Origin of the sequence: Bifidobacterium miconisargentati (genome assembly GCF_019331675.1) — a bacterium.
Classification (GTDB): domain Bacteria; phylum Actinomycetota; class Actinomycetes; order Actinomycetales; family Bifidobacteriaceae; genus Bifidobacterium; species Bifidobacterium miconisargentati.
The window spans coordinates 34644-57511 of record NZ_JAHBBJ010000014.1 but is presented as its reverse complement, the minus strand read 5'-3'; the positions used below and the strand labels follow the sequence as shown (position 1 = coordinate 57511).

The 22868-nt window shown below is 64.5% G+C and carries 20 protein-coding genes; 4 read left to right on the top strand and 16 right to left on the bottom strand.

Annotated elements, in window-relative coordinates; translation table 11 throughout:
* Window positions 1-66 precede the first annotated feature (66 nt).
* The gene (locus KIH81_RS09230; protein WP_420829144.1) at window positions 67-714 is read right to left on the bottom strand and encodes a GNAT family N-acetyltransferase; all 648 of its coding nucleotides are present in this window, start codon (window positions 712-714) and stop codon (window positions 67-69) included.
* 95 nt (window positions 715-809) lie between these two features.
* On the opposite strand from KIH81_RS09230, the gene KIH81_RS09225 reads away from it, so the two are divergent.
* From KIH81_RS09225 to KIH81_RS09215, 3 genes are all read left to right on the top strand, one after another.
* The gene (locus KIH81_RS09225; protein ID WP_236029475.1) at window positions 810-1454 is read left to right on the top strand and encodes a 5-formyltetrahydrofolate cyclo-ligase; all 645 of its coding nucleotides are present in this window, start codon (window positions 810-812) and stop codon (window positions 1452-1454) included.
* Between the two features lie 112 nt (window positions 1455-1566).
* On the top strand, window positions 1567-1752 hold the full coding sequence (locus KIH81_RS09220; RefSeq protein ID WP_109057865.1) for an FmdB family zinc ribbon protein: 186 nt from the start codon (window positions 1567-1569) through the stop codon (window positions 1750-1752).
* 173 nt (window positions 1753-1925) lie between these two features.
* Window positions 1926-2594: an SAF domain-containing protein gene (locus KIH81_RS09215; RefSeq protein ID WP_214305071.1), complete on the top strand. Its 669-nt coding sequence runs from the start codon at window positions 1926-1928 to the stop codon at window positions 2592-2594.
* A gap of 247 nt (window positions 2595-2841) precedes the next feature.
* Here KIH81_RS09215 and KIH81_RS09210 read toward each other — a convergent pair whose 3' ends face one another.
* The 6 genes from KIH81_RS09210 to KIH81_RS09185 all read right to left on the bottom strand — a co-directional run bounded on the left by KIH81_RS09210 (window position 2842) and on the right by KIH81_RS09185 (window position 10816).
* A complete protein-coding gene (locus tag KIH81_RS09210) occupies window positions 2842-3042 on the bottom strand; it encodes a hypothetical protein (RefSeq protein WP_109057864.1) in 201 nt (66 codons plus the stop codon).
* A gap of 2 nt (window positions 3043-3044) precedes the next feature.
* Window positions 3045-6770, bottom strand: a complete 3726-nt coding sequence (locus KIH81_RS09205; RefSeq protein ID WP_214305070.1) for a helicase — start codon at window positions 6768-6770, stop codon at window positions 3045-3047.
* A gap of 8 nt (window positions 6771-6778) precedes the next feature.
* A complete protein-coding gene (locus KIH81_RS09200; RefSeq protein WP_214305069.1) occupies window positions 6779-8278 on the bottom strand; it encodes an FHA domain-containing protein in 1500 nt (499 codons plus the stop codon).
* Window positions 8279-8505: 227 nt separating this feature from the next.
* Window positions 8506-8886 carry a 50S ribosomal protein L7/L12 gene (gene rplL, locus KIH81_RS09195; protein ID WP_109057862.1) on the bottom strand — a complete coding sequence of 127 codons (381 nt, stop codon included), beginning with the start codon at window positions 8884-8886 and terminating at the stop codon, window positions 8506-8508.
* 109 nt (window positions 8887-8995) lie between these two features.
* A complete protein-coding gene (gene rplJ / locus KIH81_RS09190; protein WP_109057861.1) occupies window positions 8996-9517 on the bottom strand; it encodes a 50S ribosomal protein L10 in 522 nt (173 codons plus the stop codon).
* A gap of 423 nt (window positions 9518-9940) precedes the next feature.
* Window positions 9941-10816 carry a hypothetical protein gene (locus KIH81_RS09185; protein WP_214305068.1) on the bottom strand — a complete coding sequence of 292 codons (876 nt, stop codon included), beginning with the start codon at window positions 10814-10816 and terminating at the stop codon, window positions 9941-9943.
* Window positions 10817-11473: 657 nt separating this feature from the next.
* Between KIH81_RS09185 and KIH81_RS09180 the strand changes: the two genes are divergently transcribed.
* Window positions 11474-12868 (top strand): NCS2 family permease, encoded by a 1395-nt coding sequence (locus tag KIH81_RS09180; RefSeq protein ID WP_214305067.1) that lies wholly within the window; start codon window positions 11474-11476, stop codon window positions 12866-12868.
* 198 nt (window positions 12869-13066) lie between these two features.
* On the opposite strand, the gene KIH81_RS12215 is transcribed toward KIH81_RS09180, so the two are convergent.
* The 9 genes from KIH81_RS12215 to mtnN form a co-directional block, all read right to left on the bottom strand.
* Window positions 13067-13201: a hypothetical protein gene (locus KIH81_RS12215; RefSeq protein ID WP_274608219.1), complete on the bottom strand. Its 135-nt coding sequence runs from the start codon at window positions 13199-13201 to the stop codon at window positions 13067-13069.
* A 197-nt stretch (window positions 13202-13398) separates the two neighbouring features.
* Window positions 13399-14178, bottom strand: a complete 780-nt coding sequence (gene pstB, locus KIH81_RS09175; RefSeq protein WP_033890559.1) for a phosphate ABC transporter ATP-binding protein PstB — start codon at window positions 14176-14178, stop codon at window positions 13399-13401.
* 200 nt (window positions 14179-14378) lie between these two features.
* Window positions 14379-15371 carry a phosphate ABC transporter permease PstA gene (gene pstA / locus KIH81_RS09170; RefSeq protein ID WP_109057858.1) on the bottom strand — a complete coding sequence of 331 codons (993 nt, stop codon included), beginning with the start codon at window positions 15369-15371 and terminating at the stop codon, window positions 14379-14381.
* Window positions 15371-16327, bottom strand: coding sequence for a phosphate ABC transporter permease subunit PstC (gene pstC, locus KIH81_RS09165; RefSeq protein WP_214305066.1), 957 nt, complete (start codon window positions 16325-16327; stop codon window positions 15371-15373). The genes pstA and pstC overlap by 1 nt, the downstream gene beginning before the upstream one ends.
* Window positions 16328-16539: 212 nt before the next feature.
* Window positions 16540-17673 (bottom strand): phosphate ABC transporter substrate-binding protein PstS, encoded by a 1134-nt coding sequence (pstS, locus tag KIH81_RS09160; RefSeq protein WP_109057856.1) that lies wholly within the window; start codon window positions 17671-17673, stop codon window positions 16540-16542.
* A gap of 324 nt (window positions 17674-17997) precedes the next feature.
* Window positions 17998-18702 carry a response regulator transcription factor gene (locus KIH81_RS09155; protein ID WP_214305065.1) on the bottom strand — a complete coding sequence of 235 codons (705 nt, stop codon included), beginning with the start codon at window positions 18700-18702 and terminating at the stop codon, window positions 17998-18000.
* A 256-nt stretch (window positions 18703-18958) separates the two neighbouring features.
* Window positions 18959-20263, bottom strand: a complete 1305-nt coding sequence (locus tag KIH81_RS09150) for a sensor histidine kinase (RefSeq protein ID WP_214305064.1) — start codon at window positions 20261-20263, stop codon at window positions 18959-18961.
* A gap of 168 nt (window positions 20264-20431) precedes the next feature.
* The gene (locus KIH81_RS09145) at window positions 20432-21745 is read right to left on the bottom strand and encodes an MFS transporter (RefSeq protein ID WP_214305063.1); all 1314 of its coding nucleotides are present in this window, start codon (window positions 21743-21745) and stop codon (window positions 20432-20434) included.
* A gap of 291 nt (window positions 21746-22036) precedes the next feature.
* Complete coding sequence (gene mtnN / locus KIH81_RS09140) at window positions 22037-22750, bottom strand: 5'-methylthioadenosine/S-adenosylhomocysteine nucleosidase (RefSeq protein WP_109057938.1); 714 nt, start codon at window positions 22748-22750, stop codon at window positions 22037-22039.
* Window positions 22751-22868 lie beyond the last annotated feature (118 nt).

Here is a 22868-nt window from a genome sequence, read left to right as displayed (position 1 = left end):
ACGAACTTGGTGTTGCCGTCTCGGGCGTGTCGGGGGGATATGGCGTAATCACGGGCCGCGGCCGTGCTAATGCAGTCCGTTCGCGGCGAGTCGGGCCGCGAACCCCGAGCCGATGTCCTCGGCCAGCAGCGAGAAGGTGACGTGGTCGCGCCACTTGCCGTTGACGTACATGTACCGTTCGCGCAGCCCCTCATGATGGGCGCCGACCTTGCGCACCACGGCCAGCGAGCGCGCGTTCTCCGGCAGAATCGCGATTTCCAGACGGTGCAGGGCCGGGCCGAACGGGTCGCCGAGCGCCCAGTCGGCCAGCATGGCGAGGGCCATGGGCGCGAACCCGCGGCCGGCGTACGCCTGATCGACCCAGTAGCCCACCACACCGGTGCGCATGGCACCGTACGCGATGGCCCCGATCGAGATCTGGCCCACGATCCGCATCTGGTATTCGATGACGAACTGGGCGCCCGTGCCGTGCTGCTCGTTGCGGCGTTGGCGTTGGATCCACTGGTTGAAGGTGATGGCGGCGCCGTGCATCGGATCCCCGGACTCCCAGGGGGCCAGCCAGTCGTTGTTGCGCCAGCGCACCTCGTCCCACAGTTCCTCGTCGTCCATGGTCAGCGGACGCAGCACGATGGGGAAACCGGGGTGGCTCAGGCGCGGCATGCGGATCTGATGATCCGGTTTGAACGCCTCTTTGATCGACTGGAAAACTGACACGGCCCCTAATTCTAGCGATTCGCGCGGGGTTCGCCGGTCCGGCCCACGATATGGTCGCCGCCCTCCACCCCGCCGGCGGTGCTAGGTTGTGCGGTATGAACGGTTCTTCCAATGTTTCCAAGGATGAGTTGAGGCATCGGGCGCTGGCCCGACGCAAGCTGACGACGGCCGAGGAGCGGTCGGCCGCGGGCGAGGATCTGGCCCGACGGTTCCCCGCCGAGCTGCTGCGGACGGTCGCCGGGGCGGACGGCGAGGCGCGGAACGACGCGGCGCGGGGTGTGACGGTGGCCGCGTACGTGTCGATGGGTTCCGAGATGGAGACGCGGCCGCTGCTGGCCATGCTGCTCGCGGAGGGATGCCGGGTGCTGGTGCCGCGATTGGGTTCCGGACGCGAGATCGGCTGGAGCGTGCTGGACAGCCTGGATGCGTTGGAGGCCGTGAACCAGCCGGGTCATCTGCGCCCGGACGAGCCGGAGGGACAGGTGCTGCCGCCCGAGGCGCTCGCCGAATGCGATCTGGTGATCGCCCCGGCGATGGGCGTGGATCCGCGTGGCTACCGCCTGGGCCGTGGCGCCGGCTGGTACGACCGGGCGCTCGCCGCCCGCCGCGCCGGATGCCCGTTGGTCGCCGTGTGCTGGCCATGGGAGGTGCTGGACGACGATCTGCCTGCCGAACCCCATGACGTGCCGGCCGATGCGGTGCTTACTTCGGCGGGATTCCGGGCTCTTCGTGAGGTCTGATATTCCGCGGGCGAAGTGTCAGGGCAATGACTAGGATATGAACGGTTGCCTGGCATGGCTGCGCGTCATGCACGAAGAGCAGAAACAGTTTGTACTTTGTTGGAGGAATCCGTTGCCTACCTATCATTACCGCTGCAAGAACTGCGGCTACGATTTCACCGAACAGCAGTCGTTCAACGACGACCCGATCACCGTGTGCCCCAAGTGCGCCCAGGAGCAGGTGCGCAAGGTCTACTCCGCCGTGCCGATCGAGTTCAAGGGCCACGGCTTCTACCGCACGGACAAGTCCTCGAAGTAGTCGTTCGGTAGCGGCCCCTTGGGGAGAGACGTTTCCGGAGCTTCCCTCGGACCGCTTCACGGCCCCTCCGAGAGGGGGCCGATACGGGACTGATGTGGATAACTTGCCAAGCTGTATCCACATAGCCCGGTTCGGGTTGCGGCTTGTGAAATTCCAAGGTCACCATGGTGTTCATGGTGACCTTTTCCATATTTCAAGCACCCGCACGCGGCTCGTTGAAGCGCCGTCGTGCGTTGTCCTATGCCCGGCGGCTGGCCGCGGCACTGTGCGCCGGTCTGGCCGTGCTGTTCGGCTTGCAGGCCGTGCTCGCCACCATCGAGACCTCGCCGGTGGTGGTGGCCGTCAATCCGATTCGACGGGGAGCGACGATTGGCGCCGAGGACGTGCGGGCTGTGGCGATGCCGGCCGGCGCGCTGGGACCGTCCATGGTCGAGGAGATGGCGGACGTGGTAGGCGGCATCGCGCAGATCGACATCGCGGCCGGGGACGCGATCACCGTGCATATGGCCCGGAACACCCCGTTGGCCCCGACCGGAACCACGGTGATCGCGGTGCGTCTGGCCAGCAGTCCCGATGAGCTGCTGCCGGGCGATGAGGTCAGTCTGGTGTCCGCCGTGGGGTGTGATGGGGCGGATTGCATGCTGGCGGAGAATGCGCTGGTAATGGGTGTGAAGGGACGCGGTGCGGGCGGCGATGACGGTGACGACAGCGGTGGTTCGAGTTCGCTTGCATCCGTATATGGGGATGATGCGAAGACGGTGTCCTGCGCGATGAAGCCGGAGGACGCCGCCAAGGTGATGGAGCTGCAGGAAGCCGGTGCGGTCATCGCGGTGATGCGGTAGGTGAGCGGAATCGGCCTGCGACCGATGCTGTTTTAGCCCGCGGGCTTTGCCCGCTCCGCTGCTCTCCCCCAGTCATCTTCGCTGACAGCCCCCTCGCCAGAGGGGGCCAAGGAATTACTGACTTACTGACGTTCGTTGAACACCGCCCAATGAGCTGAGCCGTTATAGGAAAGTCCAGTGGACTTTCCTAGGCGAAGTGAGCGACTGCCTCATAAGCAGTCGCGAAGGCCGCCTCATTGGGCGGTGTTCAACGCCGTTCGTTGAATACGGCCCAATGAGGCGGCAGCTCGCCGAGGATGCGACGGTCGTCGTCGGCCTGGCGTTGCTGAGCGGTCTGCATATCCGAGGGCTCGAGCTTGACGCCGTCGGCGTCGAAGCTCTCCGTGCCCTTCATCACCACGCGCTTGTGCTTGCGCGGCGTGCGGCGCGTGGCCGAGTACTCAGCCATGGCTACTTGACCTCGCCGTAGATCTCGCTGATGCGCGCCACGATGCGGTCCACTTCCTTATCCGGGTTGACGAACGCGGCCACGCTCCACACGGTCATCACGTTCCAGCCCAGGGAGATCAGATCCTGCGCGGACAGGCGGTGACGGCGGCGCGTGGACTGCACGGACATGAAGTTCGCATCGTCGGTCTGCACGGCGAGGGCGAACGGCTTGTCCTTGACGCCCACGACCAGCGGGATCTTGATGCCCTTGTCGAAGCCGTATTCGAGCGCGGTCTCAAGGCCACGGGCGCGCAGTCGGTCGGCGATGTCCGCGAAGAGCATGTTCTCGGTGGCCGCGTTCTTGACCGGCAGCACCGGACGGCCGTCGAGTTGGCCCGCCCAGGTGAGCATGGTCTTGAGGAACTTCGGGCCGGGCTGGTGTAGGCGCTCGTCCTCCATCTCCTCGGGGCCGAACGCGGAGACGATGTCCAGGTCATGGTCGGCCAGCGCCAGCGCGTCGAGCAGCATGCCGCGGCCGCCTTCGGATTCGAGCACGCCGAACTGCTGCAGCAGGCGGCCATGCACGGTCTTGGCGTAGCACAGCGAGATGATCACGTCGGTGGCCTGGCTGCCGGCCACATCGCGCAGGTTCACCAGACGCACGTGGCGCAGGAATCGGTTCATCGCCTCGGACTTGGAGGCCAGCGACTTGAGCTCCGCGCCGAGACGGGTGCGGAAGGCGTCGGTCAGAACCACCACGGCCAGACGGTAGCTGGCAGGCACCACGGTGAAGCGGCCGGCTCGTTCGGTGATGATGCGCACCACCTCGTCGATCTCCTGCTGGCTGGATTCCACCAGTCCGGTGGACATGACGGGCACGCCGTTGGCCTCCACGCGGTGGAAATGCACTTCGCCCGCGGCCGGTTCGGTGGTCACGTCGTAGCGTACGGAACCATAGCCCTCGGATTCCAGGAAGGCGGCCAGACGCGGCGGCCTGCGGGAGGGTTCGGACTCCACCTCGACGCGCGGCAGCATGTCGATGAGCTGGCGCACGGATTCGGATGTGGTGGTGGCGCAGTGCGCGATGATCACCACTTGGCGCACGCGGGCCAGCACGGACAGCAGTTCGATGGACGGCATGTGCGCGCAGGCATCCAGAATCGCCACGTCCGCAAGGCCTTCGGGCTCGGTGAGCGCGGCCAGCGTGCCCGGCGAGGCCACCAGAATCGGCTTGGCGGCGGCCAGGATCTCCGGGTGGTTGCGGCGGATGCGGCTCAGCTGCACGTTGGCGCGCCCGGCGAGCGCGGTGTGCAGCTGGTTGGCCTCCTGCGTGCGGGAGAAGAGCATGTCGCACAGGCGTCGCATGGACTCCTGCGCCACCATCGGGCCCACGGAGCGCACGTGCTCCACGTCCACCTGGGCGAAGCGGTCGGAGGCGGTTTGCAGCACGGAGCCATCCTGGTTGGAGATGATGGCGGAGGAACGCACGATGTCCTCGAACACCGTGGTCCACCAGGCCAGCTGTACCTCGCCGCGGATCTGCTCCACGGTGGCGTGGCGGGCGGTCAGGTCGGCCACCAGCTCGTTCAGACCGGCGGCGGCGAAGTCCTGTTCGAGGCAGCAGCGCTCAGGCAGGGTGTCGAGGGCCTTGCGGTCGTCGAGCAGGGTCTTCAGGCGGGCCTCGACCTTGGTGAAGTCGTCGGTCTCCAGGTTGCCGCCGGAGGGCGTGGTGGCCAGGACGGCGTCGAGCGCCGTCATGTTGGTCATCAGCGCCTCCTGGGTGGAAATGATCTCATCCAGCTTGGTGGGCAGTACCGGCCAGCCGCCGTGGGGCACGAACTCATGCCACTGCTCGCCCTGCTTGGCCACCACCTTGAGCGCCTCGTGCAGGTCCTCCACCTGGGCGCCCACGCGCAGCAGGCCCTTGGCCTCCTTGATGTGGCGGCGACGCTCCCAGAAGCCCATGGACGTACCTTCGGCCTTGCGCACGGCCTTGGGCTTGGTGGCCTCGATCATGGCGTCGATGTCCCGCTCGAAGATCTCGGGCTGGAACACGTCGAGCACGCGCCTGAGGTTCTTGAGCACGGTGACCTGCTTGCCCCACTCGTAGCTGCTCACAGGCACGGGGAAGCCGCAGGTCTGCACGGTGCGGGCCACCTGGTCGCGCGTGGCGGGCAGGAACTTGCGCAGCAGGTCGTCCACGCGCTGGTAGGCGGTCACGGCATCCTGCTCGGTGGTCAGGGAGGCACGGTACCAGGCCGTATCCTCGGGGCCGATGGAGAATTCGCCGAGCTCGCCGGCACGCTCCAGCTTGCCGATCCACGATTCCATGTTCTCGCCCACGGTCAGGGCGCTCTGTTCCTTCAAACGCACGTGGGTGGCCGGATGCGTGGGCAGCACCGAGATGCGGGCCAGGTTCTGGATGGTCTCGTAGGCGGAGACCTTCCACTTCTCGTTCACGCCGTGCAGGTCGCCCAGATAACGGGTCAGACGGGAGCGCACGCCCACGAGCTCGTCGGCCAGCTGGTCGAAGCGCTGCGTGGCGACGCCCGGCTGGAAGCCCACGGCGGCGATGAGCTGCTGGTCGATGGCCGTGTTCGCATGCTCGTCCGCCACGTCCAGTAGCTGGGCCTTCATCTCGTTGGCGGCGGCCACCTGCATGAAGCGGCGGCGCTGTTCGGCGACTCCCGGCACGTACAGCACGGAGCGGCCGTTCATCAGACAACGGGATGCGATGGCCACGGCGGTTTCCGCGGTGCCCTTGGAGAAGGCACCGTCCACGACCACACTATGGCCGGAGGCCGCCAGGGATGCGGCGTATCGCACGGTGTTGTCGGCGTCGCCCACCTCGTATTCGGTGTGCGGGTCGGCGTCGAACGGGCTGTACTGCGGCAGATCCACGGCCTTGAGCGTGGCCTGCGCGCTTTCGCTGCCGGCCAATGCGTCGAGCAGCGTGTTGCCGGTGGGACCGGCCTTGAGCTGGTCGATGGTGCGACGGGCCTCGCTGACCATCAGCGAGGACGGGTCCATCAGGCAGCCGAGCAGGATCTGGCGTTCGATGCTGAAGTCCGCAATGCGCTCGTCCGCTTCGGTGGCGATGCGGGAGAACATGGCGGAGGTCTCCGGGGTGCCGGAGTCGTAGTTGGAGCCGTCGAACAGGGCGTCCTCGTCCAGGAACACGCCCTGCTCACGCAGCGCGTTCACGAATGCGTTGTTGAGGCCCACGCGGCCGGAGAAGCGGATGGAGGGCACGCCGTCCTTGGGCACGGTGACGTCCACCGGATAAAGCAGCACGGGCAGTGCGTTGCCCTTCCACGTGGCCACACCCACCACCAGGGACAGTTCGGCCACGCCGGAGACGCGGCGCTTGGCGGACTGGTCGTCCAGCACGCGGGCCACATGGCGTTCGGCGGCCTTGAGTACGCCGGAGTCGCGGAACAGCGAGTCCAGCATCACATGTCCGGAGGCGAACAGCTGGGCCACGCCGGAGGGATGGGCGTGGGTCATATCCAGTTTGGCGGTCAGCTGGCTCACGTCCTCCAGCGGGGAGGGTGCCAGCATGCCGCGGTACTGGTCGCGCCAGCGGCGGATACGGTTGAGCCCGGCCTCGATGGCACGCTGCTGGGCCTGCGACTGAAGGGTCGGGACCGGCTGCGCGGGCGACTGGGCCGTGTTCTGCTCGGCCGCCTCGCCCTGGCCGTTCTGGCCGTCAATCGACGGGTTTTCGTTCGTCTGGTTCTGAGTCATCCTCGGGCTCACTTTCCAACCGCTTCGCGGTATTCCTGATAGCCCTTGTTGTGTGCCAGGGCCTCATCGATGTCGGCCTCGCCTCGCGCGGCGAGCCATGCGTACATGTCGTCATACAGATACGGGTTCATGGCCAGGAACGCCAGCAGTTCCGGGTGGCGGGCGATCTCGAACTGCATCGAGAAATCCTGCGTGCGCTTGGCGTCGTCCGAGGTCAGTCCATCGACCTCGATCACTTCCTCCTGGGCCTTGAGTTCGCCCTTGGCCACACGGTCGAACACCGAACCGGGCTCGAAGGCGGGCGAGTAGACACCGGTGGCGTCCGGGTCGTCGTTACCGACGATGCCGGTGACGGCGTTTTGCTGCGTCGAGGCAGCGGCATCGGCGGACGGCTGCTGCGAGCCTTCGCCGGATGCGCCGGACACGGTGCCGGAAGACTGATGCTGATCCGCCGGGTTCGTCATCGCGGAGGGATCGGACGTGACGATCGGTTCGGCGGAATCGTTTCGCGCGTCGCCGGCGGCGGGTTGCTGGCTTCCGGACGGTGACTGGGACTGCCGGCCGCCCTGTTCCGGCTGGGTCACGGCGTTCGCGGCGTTGCCGGCGTTCGTCTCGACGTTCGCGACGGACGGGCGGGTCACGGCGTGGGCGATGGCGTCCACCGGCACCACATCCGGCACCGACGTGCGGATCACCGGACGCGCGGACTGCGGCACCACGCGGGTCTGCTCATCGCGGGAAGCCTCCACCGCACCGGCGACGGGCGTACCCGCGGACGGGCCAGACTGGCCGGGCTCACCGGCACGATCGGATTGACCGGACTGACCGGCGTCGGATGCGCTGGCGCCAGGCACTTCGAAGTCGTCGCCATGCTCCGGTTCGGACTGCTGGGAGAGCGCGTCGGCGAACAGGTCGCGCGGCTTGGCGGGCTCCTCCGGCTTGGCGGCGAGCTGCGGGATGCTGAGGCTGTCCAGGATCATCGCGTCCTCGCGGACCTTGCGCTTGACCATGTCCGCGCTGAACATGGCGGTGGGCTCGCCGGCGCGCAGGTCGAGGATGTCGTCCACGGACATGTCCGCGGCGTCCGGTTCCTGCGGGGCCTCCCCCACGGCGTAACCGAACAGGTCAGGGACTTGCGGGTGCTCGTCGGTGTCATCCGATTCCTCGATGCGGATGAAGTCGGCCGGCACATCGCCGAACTGCATGCGCATCGGCGAGGTGGGCAGCAGGAAGTCGGCGTTGGCGGGCAGGCGCAGCAGGTCGCCGTTGTCCCGAACCACGTAGGAGCCGTTGGTGGAGCCGAGGTCGCGCACATAGCCGGCGCCGTTCTCGCGCACGCCGAACAGCGCGTGGCGCTTGGACATGGATTTGGTCTGATCGACGATGTCGATGCGCGTGTTGCCGTCATCGGCAAGGGGACGCAGCGGCTTGCGGCCTATCTCCACGCTTTCGCCTGGTTTGACGCTGGCCTGGTCAGCACCATTGATTCGCACCGTCCATTCACTCACCGTGACTGCCTCCCTCAACACACTACTGGCCATACTACGTGCCATTGTGTCATTACTTCACGATTTTCGGCGTATTTGCCGTGGCTTTGGCACAGGACGTACGCCTGACGGTTCCGCCGCTTTCCGCGATGAGGCGCACGACTCCGGAATGCGGAAAACCCCGCAGCCTGCATGCAGGTGCGGGGTTCCCCAAAAAGCTGTGTGAGTTGCGGCTTATGCCGCGCAAATCACTTGAGCTCGACGGAAGCGCCAGCCTCTTCCAGCTGAGCCTTGGCCTTCTCGGCGTCTTCCTTCTTGGCCTTCTCCAGGACGGCCTTCGGAGCGCCGTCGACGAGAGCCTTGGCCTCGGCCAGGCCGAGGTTGGTGATGGCGCGGACGGCCTTGATGACCTGGATCTTCTTGTCGCCAACGGCGGAGAGGATGACGTCGAACTCGTCCTTCTCCTCCTCAGCGGCGGCAGCGGCCGGAGCGGCAGCGGCAACAGCGGCGACCGGGGCAGCAGCCTCGACGTCGAACTTCTCCTCGAAGGCCTTCACGAACTCGGAGAGCTCGACCAGGGTCATCTCGCCGAAGGCTTCCAGCAGCTCATCGTTGGTGTACTTAGCCATTATGGCTTCCTTTCAAATCTTGGCAGTGGACGAAGTGGAGATCCACCGCCTAAATAAACCTTGTTTATTGAATTATCGAAGCATCTGATTCAAGCCGCGAAGGCGAAAATCAGGCAGCCTTCTCCTGCTTTTCGCGCAGGGCGTCGATCGTACGCACGGCCTTGGTCGGCAGAGCGTTGAACAGGTACGCGGCCTTGGCCATCGTAGCCTTGACGTCGCCGGCGAACTCGGCGAGCAGCTGCGGGCGGGACTTGAGGTCCGCCAGCTTCTTGGCACCCTCGGCATCGTAGACGGTGCCGTCAGCGGCAGCACCCTTGATGACGAGAGCCTTGTTGTCCTTGGCGAAGTCACGGATGACCTTCGCAGCCTCAATGAAGTCGCCCTTCACGAAGGTGATGGCGGTCGGGCCAGCGAGAATCTCATCGAGACCCTCGATACCCGCTTCCTTGGCGGCGATGCGAGCCAGCGTGTTCTTAGCCACAGTGTAGGAAGTATCGCGGCCTAGCTTTTCGCGCAGATCGGAGATCTGCGGAACGGTAAGCCCGCGGTACTCGGTCAGGTAGACAGCGTCAGCGTTACGGAACTGCTCCGTAAGCTGGGCGACCACCACTTCCTTTTCGGGCCTCTTCATGGCGTTCCTTCCTTAGTCGGCCGTTGACTTTTGTCCGGAAACGTCTGGCAGGGCAATAAAAAAGCCCTGCGCACAGGCAGAGCAACATAATCTCGCAAGCGCTAACTTGCTGGCCCTTGACGGGCTTATATCTCTCAACCTGCGCTGGCCTGGCGAACCAAACTTCGGAAATACGCTCACGCGCACTTCAACCAACGGTCTGTGGTTTACGAGTGGATAGATTATGATATGGCGGCGACAACGCGGAATTCGGGCGTGTCGCGGGCGGATTGGGCGTTAGGCGGCTCGGATGGCACTCCCCTCAGTCAGCTTCGCTGACAGCTCCCCTCGGGGAGGGGAGCCTGCGTCTTATTTCCCGCTCCTCTCCTTGAGAGGAGCTGTCACCGACGGCGACTGAGGGGATCCTGTCCCAGAAAGGCACCATCACAGCGTGGCAGCGTACTGGGACACCGATGCGGTGACTTCCTTGAGGTAGTCGAGCGAGCGGCGCCAGTGGCCGGGTACCTCGATGGAGTGGTTGGCGTCCGGGTACTCGTGCACGTGCGGGGTCAGGGCGTTGGCGCGGATGCGGTCGTAGAACGGGTCAGCGGTGCCGGCGCACACCAGCGGTGCCGGACCCGGGTAGCGAGAACCGGCCGCGTGCGAGCTGCCGGAATGCTCGGAACGGATCACCTCGGCCGCGACCTCGACGGACGGGGCCTCGGGCTCGCCCACGATGTCGTCGCCCACGGCGGGCACCGGAATCACACGCGCGGACGGATCGAAGTCGGCGTGGTGTAGCACCGGCGTGAGCAGTACGAACGGCAGGCCGTAGTGCGAGGCCACATGCGGGTAGGTCATGGTGGTCAGGGACTTGCCGATGAGCAGGAGGCGCTGGGGCTTGGCGGACGATGTGGAACCGTCGGAGGACGGCGCTCCCGTCACCATGCCGGAATCGCCGGCAGACCCACTGCCGGACGTTGCGCTGGAATCACCGGAAGCAAGGGCCGTACTCGCGCTCTGGGCGGCATCACCCTGCGCATCCTTGGCAGCCTTGTCGCCGCGCACGGACCTGACCCATCCGTCGATGGCCTCGTTGAGCACGGGAATCACGGTGGACAGGTCGTCCGAGGCGTTGCGCACGTTCATGCGATCGATACGCCAGCCGGCCTCGGCCAGGGCCTGCGCGGCCCAGTAGAGCAGCGGACGGTCGCAGTTGTAGCCGGTGCCCGGCATGAGCAGCACGCGGCCGTGCTCCTGGCCCGGTTTGACGACGTTCTTCCTCCACGACGTGATGCTCACTTCGACCGATGGCTTCATCTTCTTCCCCCATCGCGCGATTGGACGCGCCTCTACACCTTTTTGCCCGTCATTCATTCTTCGGCACCGGCAGACCATATATACGGTGACACCCGTTGGCGTCCGGCGATGCCCGCTGTCCACATTAGTCCCGCCAAGCGCCAAGGACCTCCCGGACAGCTAAGCAATCAGCGCAAATGGCCGCCCTATCCCCCATCGGCTCATGCCATGGCAGCCGGCCGAATCCCGGCGATACGCCACAGATCCGTCTTCTAGCGGTTCTTTCAGTACAAGAGAGTCCACTTTCTAGTCTGAAAAGACCGCGAAACACCGTTCTAGCGGTCCTTTCAGTACAGAAGCGCCTCCTTCCTATGCCCAAAAGACCGCAAATTCCCCTCCCAGCGGTCTTTCCAGTCCAGAAGCCACCGCTTTCTAGGCCGGAATGGCCGCAGCCCGACCTCGGCCCTCACTTGAAGGCGATGGGATCGGCATCGCCGCCAAAACAAGCGCGTTATAGGCGTGGTTTATAATCGGCCACGGTTCTGATCGGGCGAGCGGCACCGGACGTGTGTCTGCCGGGCCGGTCAGGGCGAGTCGCAATTCTCGCCGGGGCCGCCGCTGCCGAGCATATTTCAGCCGCGACAAAAGAGCCCCGCACAACCCAAGGAAGTAGAGAGTATGGAGAAGTTCTTCCATCTGAAGGAGAACAACACGACGGCCTCGACCGAGATCCTGGCCGGTCTGACCACGTTCTTCGCGATGGCGTACATCATCGTCGTCAACCCGCAGATCCTGTCCAAGACGGGTATGCCGTGGGGCGGCGTGTTCCTGGCCACCATCATCGCGGCCATCATCGGCACCCTGGTCATGGGCCTGTTCGCCAACGTGCCGTACGCGCAGGCGGCTGGCATGGGCCTCAACGCATTCTTCACCTACACGGTGTGCTTCGGCCTGGGCTTCACCTGGCAGCAGACCCTGTGCATGGTGTTCCTGTGCGGCCTGATCAACATCGTCATCACCGTCACCAAGATCCGCAAGATGATCATCATGGCCATCCCCGAGGTGCTGCAGCAGGCCATCGGCGGCGGCATCGGCCTGTTCGTGGCGTACGTGGGCATGCTGAACGTGGGCCTCATCAAGTTCACCCCCGGCGACGCCAAGGAGGCCGCCAAGGGCGGTGCCGTGGCCGCCACCCCGGGTCTGGCCGAGTTCAACGACAAGGTGCTGTGGGTCTTCCTCATCGGTCTCGTGCTGGCCATCGTCTTCACGGTCATGAAGGTCAAGGGCGGCCTGCTGCTGGCCATCGCCATCACCACCGTGGCCGGCATCCCGTTCGGCGTGACCAACTTCGGCTCCTCCGTGTCCATCTCCGAGACCTTCTTCCAGCTGCCGCAGACCTTCGGCGCGATCTTCTCCGCCGACGGCTTCCCGGCGCTGTTCTCCGATCCGACCAAGCTTCCGCTCGTGATCGTGACGATCTTCGCCTTCTCCATGTCCGACACCTTCGACACGCTGGGCACGTTCATCGGCACTGGCCGCCGCACCGGCATCTTCTCCGCCGCCGATGAGGAGGCCCTGGAGAACGGCCACGGCTTCTCCTCCAAGATGGACAAGGCCCTGTTCGCCGACTCCATCGCCACGTCCATCGGCGCCATCTGCGGCACCTCCAACACCACGACCTACGTGGAGTCCTCCGCCGGCATCGCCGCGGGCGGCCGCACCGGCCTGACCTCCGTGGTGGTGGCCATCTGCTTCGCGCTGTCTGCGTTCCTGGCCCCGGTGATCTCCGCCGTGCCGTCCGCGGCCACCGCAGGCGTGCTAGTGATCGTGGGCTGCCTGATGGCCGCCTCGCTGAAGGAAATCGACTGGGCCAACATCGACGACGCCATCCCGGCGTTCTTCGCGGCCGTGTTCATGGCCTTCTCCTACTCCATCTCCTACGGCATCGCCGGCGGCTTCATCATGTACTGCATCGTGAAGACCTGCAAGGGCAAGGCCAAGGAGGTCCACCCGCTGCTGTGGATCGTCTCCGCGCTGTTCATCCTGGACTTCGTGTGCATGGCGCTGCTGTAGTACGAGCGCTGTAGCTGACGCACATTGGCCCGCATCGATTCGTTCGGTGCGGGCTTTTTGTTTTCCGGCACGTATGCATCCGCTCAGCGGTCGTTTCATGCCAGGACTCCCCTGGTACTAGCATGAAACGACCGCAAATCGGCCCATAAGCGTCCATTTCGCGCTAGGAGTGATGCGTTTCTAGCACGAAACGGACGCTTACACGCCCATAGTCAGTCCCACAGCCCACCGCCTCACCTCGCCCGCCAGACCGGCCAGACCGGCCAGACCGGCCAGACCGGCCGTTCCCTCTCCAAAACGCGGGAAGCCCCGCACGGCAGATATATATGCCATGCGGGGCTTCCGTTGTTGATAGAGGGACGGCGACTTCCGTCGCGGACAACGGAGCTACGCACTGGTTGCTGCTCGGCTATCGCCGAGTCTTCGCCTACAAACAGTCCACCGGACTGTTTGCTTGACGGCTCAGCAGCTCCGTCGCTGATCGTTTGATGGAAAAGCCCCGACCGAAGCGGGGCCCTTCCGTCAAACGATCAGCCGAAACGACCGGAGATGTAGCGCTCGGCCTCGGCGTTCTGGGGGTTGTTGAACATCGTGGTGGTGTCCGCGAAGTACTCCAGGTGGCCCGGCTGGCCCACAGCCTTCAGGTTGAAGAAGGCGGTGTAGTCGGCGATACGGGCGGCCTGCTGCATGTTGTGAGTCACGATCACGATGGTGTAGTCGTCCTTGAGCTCGTTGATCAGATCCTCAACGGCCAGGGTGGAGATCGGGTCGAGGGCGGAGCAGGGCTCGTCCATGAGCACCACCTGCGGGTGGACGGCCACGGCGCGGGCGATGCACAGACGCTGCTGCTGGCCGCCGGACAGGCCGATGCCAGGGTTGTCAAGACGATCCTTGACCTCGTTCCACAGGTTGGCGCCACGCAGGGCCCACTCGACCAGATCGTCCGCGTCGGACTTGCTGATGTGCTTGTTGTTCAGACGCACACCGGCGAGCACGTTCTCGCGGATGGACATGGTCGGGAACGGGTTCGGGCGCTGGAAGACCATGCCCACGTCACGACGGACGGAGACGGGGTCCACGTCCTTGTCGTACAGGTTCTTGCCCTCGAGCAGGACCTCGCCCTCGACGTGCGCGCCGGGGATGAGCTCGTGCATGCGGTCGAGTGTGCGCAGCACGGTGGACTTGCCGCAGCCGGACGGGCCGATGAAGGCGGTGACCTTGTTCGCCTCGATGTTGATGTTCACATCCTCCACGGCCAGGAAGTCGCCGTAGTAGATGTTCTCGTGGTTGACGTCAATACGTTGTCCCATGATGTTTCCTTATTGTTTTTATGTCTTCTGACGATTATGGACTACCCCTCAGTCGGCTTCGCCGCCAGCTCGTCCTGCAATTAAGGACGAACTCCGTTCGAGGCCTGTTGACTCGACTGTCGTCTCGCACATCGCCTACAAACAGCTCCGCTGTTTGCTTCACGGCAATATCCTGGCAAGGGGAGCCGAGAGAGGTGTCTTTAGCGCTCGGTCTTGACGGCGAAGACCTTCGCCACCAAGCGGCCGATGAGGTTGAGCACCAGCACCACGATGATCAGCACCAGAGCGGCGGCCCAAGCGCGTTCCATCGGGATGGTGGTCACGCAGTCCGCGGTGGCGTTGGCCGGGCAGTTGGCGGAGAGCTTGGAGTACTCCTGGTAGACGTACACAGGCAGCGTGGTCATCTGGCCGGCGAACAGGTTGACGTTCGTGCTGGCGATGTAGCCTGCGGTCATGAGCAGCGGTGCGGTCTCGCCAATCACACGGGCGATGGCGAGGATGCAGCCGGAGACGATGCCCGGCAGGGCCGTACGCAGCACGATCTTGGTGATGGTGCGCTGCTTGGTGACGCCGAGGGCCAGGGAGGCCTCACGCAGATCGTTCGGCACGATCTTGAGCATCTCCTCGCAGGACTTGACCACGGTGGGCAGCATCAGCAGGGAGAGTGCCACGGAGCCTTCGAAACCGTTGATGGTGCCGGGGCCGAACACGATGGTGAACATCGAGAAGGCGAACAGACCGGCGACGATGGAAGGAATACCGCTCATCACGTCGACCAACAGGGAGATGGTCATGGCGAGCTTGCCGCCGTGCGCGTACTCGACGAGGTACACGGCGCACATGATGCCGATCGGGATGGAGATCAGCATGGCGCCGCCGGTGATCTCCAGGGTGCCGATGATGGCGTGGAGCACGCCGCCGTAGCCGCCGGAGGGGGTCGGGTTGCCGCCGACCACGCCGGTCATGTTGTAGCTCAGGAAGTTGAGGTTCAAACGCTTGAAGCCGTTGACGATGGTGGTGTACAGCACGGAGATCAGCGGGATGCAGGCAATCACGAAGGCCAGCGCGATCAGGCCGGACATGAACATGTCCTTGCCCTTGCGGTACTGCTCGGAGGAGCGGGTGGGGCGGAACTTGTCGAAGTCGATGACGGGCGCGCCGTCAAGGTTCTTCTTCTTGGTTTCTTCAGCCATCAGGCACCTGCCTTCTCAGTGATCTTGCGAGCCGCGAAGTTGACGATGAAGGTGATGAGGAACAGGATCAGACCGGTTCCGATCAGCACGGAAACACCAAGATCGTTGGCTTCGGGGTACTGGGCGGCAATGTTGGATGCGATCGCGTTGCTCTGGGAGGCCTGCAGGATCTTGATGGAGTAGCCGGTGACGCTCGGGGAGAGGATCATCAACACGGCCATCGTCTCACCAAGTGCACGACCGAGGGCCAGCATGGATGCGGAGACGATGCCGGAGCGGCCGAACGGAATCACGGCCAGCTTGATCATCTCCCACTTGGTGGCGCCCAGACCGTAGGCGGCCTCCTGCTGGAGGGTCGGGGTCTGCAGGAAGATATCGCGCGACATGGAGGTGATGATCGGCAGGACCATCACGGCGAGCACCACGGCCACGGTGGCCACCGTACGCTGCGGGTTGGCGGCGGGGCCGGCGAACAGCGGGAACCAGCCCAAATGGTTGGCCACCCAGTTCCAGAACGGGTAGATGGCGGGCACCAGGATCAGGCCGCCCCACAGACCGTAGATAACGGAGGGGATTGCGGCGAGCAGGTCGATGACGTAGCTCAGGCCGGTGGCGACGCTCTTCGGCGCGTAGTGCGAGATGAACAGGGCGATGCCGATGGACACGAAGAACGCGATGATCAGGGCCAGGATGGAGATGAGCACCGTACCGAACAGCAACGGCAGCACGTAACCCCAGAAGCTGGAGACCTTGCCGCCGGTGAAGCTGGAGATGGTCTCGCTGTTGGCCTTCTGGTCGCCGCCGATGAGCGGCCACGCGCGGAAGAAGAGGAAGAGGAACACGGCTGCGAGCACGACCAGGATCAGGATGCCGCAGGCGTAGGCCACGCCGCGGAACACCTTGTCGGCGGTTTTGCCGCCGGAGGGTTGCAGAGCCGTTTTGTCTTGCGAACTCACGGATTCTCCTTAACGAAGGATTTTCTTGAGGATGGGGTTTCAGCCAGATGATCGGGCCGTTCGGCGCCGTTTTCGGACATATGCCTTAACCGGCTTTGAGCCGCAGCCGTAGAGGTGCTACGACTGCGGCTCAAAGTTCCGACTGCAGTGCAGTCTGCTATTCGGTTATCGGATCAGGATCCGTGCCCGTGCCGTATGTGAGGCCCGTGCGATCACTTGGTCTTGATGGCTTCGATGGACTTGGTGATCTGAGAGGTCAGGCTGGACGGCAACGGAGCGGAGCCGGCGGCGTCCTGAGCGGCCTTCTGGCCCTCGGCGGAGGTGACGTAGGTCAGCCAAGCCTTGGCGAACTCGCCCTGCTTGGCGTCCTTGTAGGCCGGGCAGACGATGTCGTAGGAGACCAGGACGATCGGGTAGGCGCCATCGGCCTCGGTGGCGTGGTTGATCTTGACGACCACGCGGTTCTCGCCCTTGGCGGTGTCGTCGAGCTTGGAGTCCTCGATGACCTTGGAGCCGGCCTCGGCGGAGATCTCGTTGTACTTGTCGCCGACCTTGATGGCGGCGGTGCCGAGGTCACCGACCTGGGAGAAGTCGGCGTAGCCGATGGTGCCGTCGGCCTGCTTGACGGTGGAGATCACGCCGGAAGTACCCTTGGCACCCTGGCCGACCTCGTTCGGCCAGTTCTCGGACAGGTCGTAGGTCCAAGCGTCAGGAGCCTGATCCTTGAAGTAGGAGACGAAGTTCTGGGTGGTGCCGGACTTATCGGAACGGTGAACCACGGTGATCGGGGTGGCCGGCAGCTTCAGATCCTTGTTCTGGTCCTGAATGGCCGGATCGTTCCAGGTGGTGATCTTGCCGTCGAAGATCTTGGCGGCGGTGGCGGCGTCGAGGTTGACGTGCTTGCCGGCGTCGGAAACGCCCTTCAGGTTGAAGACGATGGCGATCGGGGAGATGTAGACCGGCACGTCGAAGGCCTGGCCGGAGGCGCAGACGGACTTGGACTTGGCGATGTCGTCGTCGGACAGGGCCTTGTCGGAGCCGGCCCAGGCGGTGGCGCCGGTCAGGAAGGTGGTCACGCCGGCGCCGGAGCCGGTGGGGTTGTAGGCGATCTTGGCATCCGGGTTGGTGCCCTGGAAGCCAGCGATCCAAGCCTCGACGGCGGCCTGCTGGGAGGTGGCGCCGGCGCCCTGGAAGTCACCGGAAATCGGGGTGGACTTGGAGGAGGAGTCGGTGGAAGAAGAGTTGGTGTTGGTGGAAGCGGTGTTGTCGCCGCAAGCAGCCACGGAAGCAAGCATCACAATGCCGGAAAGGGCGGCAAGGGAGCGAACGAGAATGTTCTTCTGCATGATTTCTTGAATTCCCTCTATCAATGTTCGCGGGTCCGAACGGCCCGTTCGATTCATGACAACTACAAGCCTATGGGCGGTTGGAGGGCGGGGAGCACGAAATCAGTAAACGGAAGATGAACACTTGCTGATGAATGCGACTACGTTTGCGCTACGTAGTTTGCGGGTGCGCGACCGGAATAAAAATGCTCCCGGTGTCGGGAGCATGATATGTGTCAGAATCTGATTGGTATTAGACCAACAGCTGATATGAATCTGGTTGGACTACCCCTCAGTCGGCTTCGCCGACAGCTCCCCTGACAAGGGGAGCCAAGGATAGAGATTTTATTCGGCGGGCGTATCGATCTTGTAGCCGAGGCCGCGCACGGTGGTCAGGTACTTGGGGTGTGCCGGATCCTCCTCGATCTTGGAACGCACGCGCTTGACGTGCACGTCGAGGGTCTTGGTGTCCCCCACGTAGTCGGAGCCCCAGATGCGGTCGATGAGCTGGTGACGGGTCATCACGCGACCCTTGTTCTGCATGAGGTATTCCAGCAGCTCGAATTCCTTGAGCGGGAAGAACACGGTTTCGCCGCGCACGGTGACCTGGTGCTGGCCCACCTGCATGGCGATGTCGCCGCAGACCAGCGGGATGTCGTCGTCCACGGAGCCGGAGCCCTGCATGGTGGCCTGGTTGCGGCGCATGACGGCGCGGATGCGGGCCAGCAGTTCACGGAACGAGTACGGCTTGGTCACGTAATCGTCCGCGCCGATCTCCAGGCCCACGACCTTGTCGATCTCGGCGCTTTTGGCGGTGAGCATGATGATCGGCACACGGCTCTGCTCGCGGATGCGGCGGCACAGCGCGGTGCCGTCGATGCCGGGCAGCATGAGGTCGAGCAGCACCAGATCGATGCCGCCCTTGGTGAACAGTTCCAGCCCCTCCTCGCCGGTGGCGGCGGCGGACACGTCGTAGCCTTCGCGCGTGAGCTGGTAAACCAGCGGCTCACGATAGGATTCCTCGTCTTCGACGATAAGAATGCGCGTCATAGTAGCCTTTCTCGGGTAGGTTCCCGTGCGCATCGGCACAAAATTTCCAGATTCCATCGTAACCATTCGCTCTCTGTTTGCCTGCTGTTTGACTGAAGTACGTAATTCTGCGGTATGTCTACGCCGGATGCCGCGCATGGCATCCCCGCCCTGCAGCGCGTGGCGCAGGTCACACGGCGCTTGGCGAGGCCTGCCGTATCACATGTGTCCCACGTATCCGAGGACACGGTTGCCTACGGACGCGGCCGCCCGTGCGTCACTGCCGCGTACGCCCGCCCGTGCCGTCGCCGCCATGCTCTTCCGGAGCCTCGGGCATGGTGATGGTAAACGTGGATCCCTCACCCTCGCGCGACCATACGGCGATCTTGCCGCCGTTCTCCTGCACGCAGTGCTTGGTGATGGCCAGCCCCAGCCCCGAGCCGCCGGTCTGGCGGGAGCGGGCGGGATCGACCCGGTAGAACCGCTCGAAAATGCGGTCCAGCGACTGTTCGGGGATGCCGATGCCCTGATCGACCACGCGGATGATCACGCGGCCGGCCTGTTCGCTCACGCCCACGGCCACGGTGGTGTGCTCGGGCGAATAGTGGATGGCGTTCTCCACCAGGTTCTTGACGGCGGTGTTCATCGCCTCCTTGTCGGCGACGATGGCCGGTGCCTTCGGAGCTTCGGCCGGATCCTCGTCCTCTCCCTCGTCCAGCGGCACGGGCTTGCCGTTGACGCTCAGACGGATGTCCACATGCCGCGCATCCGCCTGCACGCGGTTGGCGGCGATGCCGGCGCGGGCCACGTCCAGCGCCGAAATGCGTTCCGGGTTCATCACGCCCTGCGAGGTCTGGGCCTTCTGCAGGTCGATGAGATGGCGGACGAGCTCGGTCAGTCGCGCGGATTCCTTGGTGATGCGGCCGGAGAAGTAGCGGACTGCGTCCGGGTCGTCGGCGGCGTCGGTGATGGTCTCGGCGAGCAGAGAAATCGCGCCGGCCGGGGTTTTGAGCTCATGCGAGACGTTGGTCACGAAGTCGCGGCGCACGGCTTCGAAGCGGCGCTGTTCGGACACGTCGTTGATGAGGATGGCGTAGAGGTCGTCGTCGATATCGCCGATGCGCACGCGCAGGTACAGCGTGTTGGACGGCAGCGACTGGCCGGCCTCGATGCCCTTGCCGTTCAGGGTCGGGAACTGGTTGCGGTGGACAGGCAGCTGAACCTCGCGTTCGCGCACACCGCCGTCGGACGCGGCCTGGGTGAGGATGTCCTCGACCTCGCACGAGTTGAGGCGACCACTGGACACCAGGCCGAACGGCACCGAACCGGGGCTGGCGTAGTGGACGGTGCCGTTGCGGTCGGTCACGATCAGGGCTTCGGGCAGGACTTCGACGAGACGTCGTTCGGTGGGACGCACCGGCACGTCACGGCCGAAGAGCGACCATGCGTCCTCGTCCGTGGCGGCGGCCTCCTCGGCGGCTTTGCGCCCGGCGACGCGGCCCTTGTTGTACGCGATGACGACGGCCCACGCCAGAACCAACGCGGCGAGCACCACAAGTACGACGAATTTCCAGATTCCCATGGCTTCTAGCCTAAAACGCCCGGGATGTAGCGCCACGGCCAAACTACGTAAGTTCGCCTACTGTTCATCTAGTTTTGCGTGCGACGACAACAAAAAACGCCGACTCCCGCGAAAACGGAAGACGGCGTTTTGTCTGTGTCAGGCTTGATCAGGCTTGTCTGTCAGGACTCACAGATCGTAGTCCTTGTCCTTGCTTTCCTTGATGAGGAACAGGGCGAGCAGGGCGACGGCGGCCATGATGGCCATGTACCAGCCCACACCGGCCACGCCGAACTTGGAGGTGACCAGGGCCTGGGCGATGGTCGGGGCGAACGCGCCACCGAAGATGGCGGCGAGGTTGTAGCTCAGGCCGGCGCCGGAGTAGCGCACGTGCACCGGGAACAGTTCGGGCAGGTAGGCGCCGCACGGTCCGAAGAGGCTGCCCATGAACACGAAGCCCACGCACAGGAAGATCATGATGTGCGCCGCGGAGTGCACGAGGAGCAGCGGGGTGAAGAAGCTGAACACCAGCGTGCAGAAGGTCGCCGCGATGAGCACCTTCTTGCGGCCGATCTTATCGGCGTACACGCAGGAGATGATGATGAAGATGGCGAAGAAGACCACGGAGGTCATCTGCATGAGCAGGTACTCGCCTTGCGTGAACTTCAGGCCCTTGACGCCGTAGGCCAGGGACCAGGTGCCGAGGATGTAGAACAGCGTGTAGGTGATGCCCATGGCCACGGTGCCGAGAAGGACTTCCTTCCAGTACGGCAGCAGGTCGGTCAGCGGGTGCTTGGAGGTGCGCTTCTCATCGGAGGCCTTCTGGAACACCGGAGTCTCGGACATGCGGGCACGCACGTACAGGCCGATGGCCACCAGCACGGCGGAGCACAGGAACGGGATACGCCAGCCGAAGGCCACCATCTGCTCCTGGCTCAGGTTGGACTCGAGCAGCAGGTTCAGGCCGTAGGCGCAGAAGAAGCCGATCGGGGCGCCGAGGTTCGGGAAGGAACCGTACAGGGCGCGCTTGTCGGCCGGGGCGTTCTCGGTGGCCACCAGCGCGGCGCCGGACCATTCGCCGGCGAGGCCCACGCCCTGGCAGGCGCGGCAGATACACAGGATCACCACGGACCATGCGCCGATCTGGTCATAGCCGGGCAGGCAGCCGACCAGGAAGGTGGCGATGCCCATGGTCATCAGGGCGATCACCAAGGTCTTCTTGCGGCCCATCTTGTCGCCGAAGTGGCCGAACAGCATGGAGCCGAACGGACGGGCCAGGAAGGAGACGGCGAACGTGACGAACGCCATCAGCGTGGCGAGCGCCTGGTTGGACTTGGCGACTTCGGTGAAGAACACCATACCGAAGTAGCTGGCGGCTGCGATGGAATAGCAGTAGTTGTCGTAGAACTCGATGGCCGTACCGACCATGGATGCGGCGATGATCTCGGGAACCGAATCCTTCTTCACCGGTTTCGTCATCGCTGCGGATGCACTTGCAGACATGTTTCCTCTTCCCCTCATGCTGCATGGATTCCGCGTATTACCTATCCGCGGATATCTGTCTTCACGAAATGAAGCACAGCGACCGGCATGCGGAGGAAGGGTTGGTATGGCTTGTGGCCCCAGCGACGTTACCCCCACACATCGCTGTGCCTGACGCATGAGTATGGCTCAAGCGGCGGCGGGGGTGGCGGGAACGCTCACATAGTGAACAGGTGGTCGTGAGGGGCGGTGGACCGGCGGGAAGGGACCGGGGGCTTGCCCTGAGCCCGCCCCGAGCCCCCGGCCGGAGCCTTACAGACGCTTGACGATGTCCACAGCCAGACGGGCGGCGGTGTCGGCATATTCGGAGATGTCGAACTCCTTGAACACCTCGTAATCGGTGTCGGCATTGTCGGAAAGGGCGCGGATCACGAGCGCGGGCACCTCGTTGCGGGCGGCCACCTGGGCCACGGCGGCGCCTTCCATCTCCACGGCGTCCGCGCCGGTCAGACGGATGACCTCCTCGACCTTCGCGGGGGTATCCACGAAGTAGTTGCCGGAGGCGATGATGCCGGTGATGTGCGTGATGCCGGCGGCGGCGAGCGCCTGATCGGCCACTTCGATGAGATGGTCGTCGGAATGGAATTCGGTGACGGGCGTCTCGGCGGTGCCGGGCTTCCACTGGCCCACCAGACGCATGTCCGTGTCGAGGTAGCGCAACGTGCCGCCGAGGACCACGTCATTGATGTGCAGGTGAGTGTTGAGGTTGCCGGCGATGCCGGAGAAGATCACGGCGTCCGGGGCGAACTCGCTGATAAGCAGCTGCGTGGTGGCGGCCGCGTTGACCAGGCCCATGCCGCCCACGGTGGCGACCACCTTGATGACGTGCGAGCCGAAGGAGTCCACGGTGCCGGACACGATGTCAAGGCTGCCCTTGGCGGTGTGGGTGACGTGGGTGAGGGACTTGGCGATGAGCGCCACTTCCTCGTCCAGAGCGCCGATGATGGCGACGGTCTTCATGCCCATGTTGATTTCCTTTCGTGGAGTAGTTGGCTGTGGCGGTGGGGGTGGCCGACCCCGCGGCCCGGAGCGGTTGCGGATTGGCGGCGGCTGTGGGCTGTGGGCGGCGGCCTGTTGCTGCCGT

Coding starts and splice junctions, on each gene's coding strand:
- KIH81_RS09150 (WP_214305064.1), bottom strand. CDS start 20,263: ATGGGAATCTGGAAATTCGTCGTACTTGTGGTGCTCGCCGCGTTGGTT.
- pstB (WP_033890559.1), bottom strand. CDS start 14,178: ATGGGACAACGTATTGACGTCAACCACGAGAACATCTACTACGGCGAC.
- KIH81_RS09205 (WP_214305070.1), bottom strand. CDS start 6,770: ATGACTCAGAACCAGACGAACGAAAACCCGTCGATTGACGGCCAGAAC.
- KIH81_RS09215 (WP_214305071.1), top strand. CDS start 1,926: ATGGTGACCTTTTCCATATTTCAAGCACCCGCACGCGGCTCGTTGAAG.
- pstS (WP_109057856.1), bottom strand. CDS start 17,673: ATGCAGAAGAACATTCTCGTTCGCTCCCTTGCCGCCCTTTCCGGCATT.
- KIH81_RS09210 (WP_109057864.1), bottom strand. CDS start 3,042: ATGGCTGAGTACTCGGCCACGCGCCGCACGCCGCGCAAGCACAAGCGC.
- rplL (WP_109057862.1), bottom strand. CDS start 8,886: ATGGCTAAGTACACCAACGATGAGCTGCTGGAAGCCTTCGGCGAGATG.
- pstA (WP_109057858.1), bottom strand. CDS start 15,371: ATGGCTGAAGAAACCAAGAAGAAGAACCTTGACGGCGCGCCCGTCATC.
- KIH81_RS09180 (WP_214305067.1), top strand. CDS start 11,474: ATGGAGAAGTTCTTCCATCTGAAGGAGAACAACACGACGGCCTCGACC.
- mtnN (WP_109057938.1), bottom strand. CDS start 22,750: ATGGGCATGAAGACCGTCGCCATCATCGGCGCTCTGGACGAGGAAGTG.
- rplJ (WP_109057861.1), bottom strand. CDS start 9,517: ATGAAGAGGCCCGAAAAGGAAGTGGTGGTCGCCCAGCTTACGGAGCAG.
- KIH81_RS09185 (WP_214305068.1), bottom strand. CDS start 10,816: ATGAAGCCATCGGTCGAAGTGAGCATCACGTCGTGGAGGAAGAACGTC.
- KIH81_RS09225 (WP_236029475.1), top strand. CDS start 810: ATGAACGGTTCTTCCAATGTTTCCAAGGATGAGTTGAGGCATCGGGCG.
- KIH81_RS09145 (WP_214305063.1), bottom strand. CDS start 21,745: ATGTCTGCAAGTGCATCCGCAGCGATGACGAAACCGGTGAAGAAGGAT.
- KIH81_RS09155 (WP_214305065.1), bottom strand. CDS start 18,702: ATGACGCGCATTCTTATCGTCGAAGACGAGGAATCCTATCGTGAGCCG.
- KIH81_RS12215 (WP_274608219.1), bottom strand. CDS start 13,201: ATGGCATATATATCTGCCGTGCGGGGCTTCCCGCGTTTTGGAGAGGGA.